6 protein-coding genes are annotated in these 3983 nt (G+C 61.4%); all 6 read left to right on the top strand.

The annotated features are described in order from the left end of the window. On the top strand, window positions 1-292 hold a 292-nt coding region (locus tag VZ95_RS10000; protein ID WP_045775717.1), incomplete at its 5' end, for a TonB-dependent receptor domain-containing protein. A gap of 168 nt (window positions 293-460) precedes the next feature. Continuing rightward, a complete protein-coding gene (locus VZ95_RS10005) occupies window positions 461-991 on the top strand; it encodes a Fe2+-dependent dioxygenase (RefSeq protein ID WP_456297694.1) in 531 nt (176 codons plus the stop codon). Window positions 992-1257: 266 nt separating this feature from the next. Beyond that, window positions 1258-1845, top strand: coding sequence for a substrate-binding periplasmic protein (locus VZ95_RS10010; RefSeq protein ID WP_045775718.1), 588 nt, complete (start codon window positions 1258-1260; stop codon window positions 1843-1845). Between the two features lie 93 nt (window positions 1846-1938). After that, window positions 1939-2754, top strand: a complete 816-nt coding sequence (locus tag VZ95_RS10015) for an ABC transporter substrate-binding protein (protein WP_198148210.1) — start codon at window positions 1939-1941, stop codon at window positions 2752-2754. Continuing rightward, window positions 2640-3116: an ABC transporter substrate-binding protein gene (locus VZ95_RS28170; protein WP_198148211.1), complete on the top strand. Its 477-nt coding sequence runs from the start codon at window positions 2640-2642 to the stop codon at window positions 3114-3116. Before VZ95_RS10015 ends, VZ95_RS28170 begins: the two co-directional genes overlap by 115 nt. A gap of 20 nt (window positions 3117-3136) precedes the next feature. After that, window positions 3137-3983: branched-chain amino acid ABC transporter permease (locus VZ95_RS10020; protein WP_198148212.1), on the top strand; the 847-nt coding region annotated here is incomplete at its 3' end.

Here is a 3983-nt window from a genome sequence, read left to right on the forward strand (position 1 = left end):
GCTGGTGCAGACGAAATATCAAATCACCGAAGCGCTCTCGGTCGGCGGATCGGCAAACTATCGCTCGGAAGTCAACGGCGGTACGTTGGAAGCGCTGAGCACTAAGGTTCCTTCCTATTGGCGGTTCGATCTGATGGGCGAGTATAAGATCAACCAGAACGCCAGCCTGCGCCTGAACGTGCTCAATCTGGCCGACGAGACCTATTATGATACGCTGTATCGCAGCGCTTCGCCGTTCACCTATGTCGCGCCGGGCCGGTCGGCGATGCTAACGCTGGCCGTTTCCTACTAATCGTCCGAGGGATCATGCTTCTCGCCATTCCAGAGGTTCTGACCCCCGCCGAAGTCGCCTCCGCTCGCGCTGCGCTGGACGCCGCCGAGTGGATCGACGGGCGAGTGACGGCGGGGGGAGCAATCCGCCGCCGTCAAGCAGAACGCGCAACTGGCAGAAGGCTCCCCCGTGGCGCTGGCCGTGGGGGAGATGATCCTGGGCGGGCTGGCGCGCTCGCCCTTATTCATCTCGGCGGCGCTACCGCAGCGGATTTTTCCGCCGCTGTTCAACCGCTATGGGGTGGGAGCCGCCTTCGGCGTGCATGTGGATAACGCCATTCGCGCTATTCCCGGCACGCCGATCCGGCTGCGGACGGATCTCTCCTGTACCTTGTTCTTCTCGGAGCCGGAGGAATATGACGGCGGCGAGTTGATAATCGAGGATGTCTACGGCCCACAGCGGGTAAAGCTGCCAGCCGGGCATCTTATTCTCTACCCGTCGACCAGCTTGCACCGGGTAACGCCGATCACGCGCGGGGCGCGGGTTGCCTCGTTTTTCTGGCTGCAAAGCATGATCCGCGCCGACGATCAGCGCACGCTGCTGTTCGATCTCGATCAGACGGTTCAGCGCTTGGCGCTGGAGAAGGATGTCAACGACCCCAGCATCGTCAGCCTTTCGGGGATCTATCATAATCTTTTACGGCAATGGGCGGAGGTTTAGGCGCGCACAGGCCTATTTTTAACACACTATTAATTGATGTTATGTTTTCCTAAAGCGTGATCTGGCGGCACCGCTAGAATAATGTGCTTCCTTGTGGAGCCAAGATAGGAGGGCCATTCCATGACCCTAATCTGTCGATATCGAAAAATAGCGTGTATTTTATTTTTAATATTTTTCAGTTTTCCGTCCATTTCTAAAGAAATTCGCTTAATTGCCCCTCAATTACCACCTTTTCTTTCGTCGATGATGGGAAGCCCAAGGGGTTTATGGTCGAAACTCTGCTGGCGGTGGCCCGCGCGGTTGGGCATTCCGGCAAGATCAATATTGTGCCGATCCCGCGCATGTTGCAGGAAATGGCGAGCGGTAAACGGATGCTATCGGCCTTCGCCGCGCGTATTCCCGAGCGCGAAGGTAAGTTCCTGTGGCTCGATCCGGGGGTGGAGGAGGCCTTGTCCTTCGCGACCTTGGCCGAGCATGGGGCGGTTACGCTTGAGACGGCGCGGCACCTTAAGATGATCGGCACGATCATGAATGGTGTTCCCGAAAATTTTCTGCGTCAGCAGGGCCTGATGAACTTCGATTCGGCCACGACCGAAGATGCCAGCCTGCGCAAGCTTCTGGTGGGCCGCATCGATGCTTGGTTTACGTCGCGCTGGGTAATTCCGGTTGTGATGGCGCTGGAAAAGATACCTCCTGACCGAATTATTCTCTCCGAGCCCATTACCCGCTATCGGCTGAACTTTGCCGCGACCTTGGATATTCCTGAGGCGGAGCTAGCCCCGTGGCGGGCGGCCTTGGCGCGCTTCCGGGCCGAGGGCGGGGTCGACCGCTTAATGGCCGATTATCGGCAATAAGGCGAATAGGCTGCGCTGCCGCCGTTCAAGCCTCGACAAAATGTCGCAGAGCGGCTAAGGCCAGCGGCAAAACTTCGGTAAGGGAGCTGCGTCATGGCTGATTTATTCTCGCGTCGTGCTCTGTTAATCTCAACGGCACTGATCGGGTTGGCGTCGACGGCGGGCGCGGCGGACCCGCTGAAAATCGGCGTTATCGCCAGCTATTCCGGCGCTTATGCCGATTACGGCAAGCAGATCGACGGCGGCATGGCGGTTTATCTGGCGGAAACCGGCGGCATGCTCGGCGGGCGTCCGGTGGTTTTCGTGCGCAAGGATACGGCGGGGCCTGCGCCCGATGTGGCGGCGCGCTTTGCCAAGGAATTGATTATCCGCGATAAGGTCGAGCTTCTCGTCGGGTTCGATTTCAGCCCGAATGCGATTGCGGTGGCCCCGGTTCTCACCGAAGCCAAAGTAGCGGCGGTGGTGATGAATGCCGCCTCTTCCGTCATTCCCAGCCGCTCGCCCTATATCGTGCGCACTTCCTTCACGGTCGCGCAGGTTTCGGCGCCAATGGCGCAGTGGGCGCTGAGCCAAGGGATTAAGCAGGCCAGCACTCTCGTGTCGGATTATGGGCCGGGCCAGGATGCCGAACGCGCGTTTCAGGCCGTGTTCAAGGCGGGGGGCGGTACGATTGCCAGCGCCGTGCGCGTGCCGCTGAGCAATCCGGATTTCTCCGCCTATGTGCAGCGCTTGAAGGACGAAAAGCCGGAAGCGGCGTTCATCTTCTTCCCCTCGGGCGATCAGCCACGGCCTTCATGCGCAATTTCCGCGAGCGCGGGCTGGACGCCGCCGGGATCAAGCTGCTGGCGACGGGGGAGGCGACCGACGATGCGTTTCTCGCCAATCAGGGCGACGATCCGGCGGGGCTGATGACGGCGCACCATTATTCCTTCGCCCATCCCTCGGCGCGCAATGCCGCCTATACGCGCGCTTTCCGCCAGATCGTCGGGGAGATGCGCCCGTCCTATATGTCGGTTGCCGCCTATGATGGGTTGGCCCTGATTGATCTCGCGCTGAAACAGACCGGCGGGAAAGCCGAGGCCCCCGCCCTGGTGGAGGCGATGAAGGGCCAAACGCTCGATAGCCCGCGTGGGCCGATCACTATCGATCCTGCGACGCGCGATATTGTGCAAACCGTCTATATCCGCAAAGCGCAGCGGGTGGAGGGCCAGATGGTCAATGTCGAGTTCGACGCCATTCCCGCCGTGAAGGACCCCGGCATAACCCCGTAACCGAGAAGGTCCGCGCGCGCATGCTCACCATCTGGCTCGGGCTTCTCTTCGATGGGCTGGCCTATGGCATGCTGCTCTATCTGATGAGCTTGGGGCTGGCGGTGACGCTCGGGCTGATGGGCTTCGTCCATCTCGCCCACGGGGCCTATGCCGCGCTGGGGGGGTATCTGGCGGTGGCGCTGGTGCGGCAGGGCGGCTGGCCGTTCTGGGCGGTGCTGCCGGTCGGGTTTCTGGCGATGGCGGCCTTGGGCGCGGCGATGGAACGGGCGGTTCTCTGGCGGCTCTATGCCCGCGCGCCGCTCGATCAGATGCTGTTTTGCATCGGCTTGCTGTTCGTCGTGATCGCCGGGATTACCGCCGTTTGGGGCGGCGGGCAGCAGAGCTTACCGCTGCCCTCGGCGCTGACGGGGCAGATCGACCTGTTCGGGGTCGAGTTCGGGCGTTATCGGCTCTTTTTGCTGCTGCTCGGTGGGAGTATCGTTTTTCTCCTGCACCTTGGGTTAACGCGGACGCGCTGGGGCGCACGGCTGCGGGCGGCGGTCGATCTGCCTGACGTGGCGCGCGGGCTCGGCGTGCCGGTCAATCGGCTGTTCGCCGCGACCTTTTGCCCTCGGCACTGGGCTTGCCGGGCTAGGCGGGGTTTTGAGCGTGCCGCTGGTTGGGCTCGATCCAGCGTTTCCGCTGAAATATCTCACCTTCTACCTGATTATCGTTTCGGTCGGCGGGTTGGGCTCCTTGGGCGGGCCTTTTGGCGGCGGCTTTGGGGCTCGGCGTGCTCGATATGGTTGGAAAATATTATCTGCCGGAGGCGGGGGCTTTCTGATTTACGCACTGATGGTCGGCCTGCTGCTGCGCTGGCCGCACGGG

This window comes from Elstera litoralis (genome assembly GCF_000963705.1).
Taxonomy (GTDB): Bacteria; Pseudomonadota; Alphaproteobacteria; order Elsterales; family Elsteraceae; genus Elstera; species Elstera litoralis.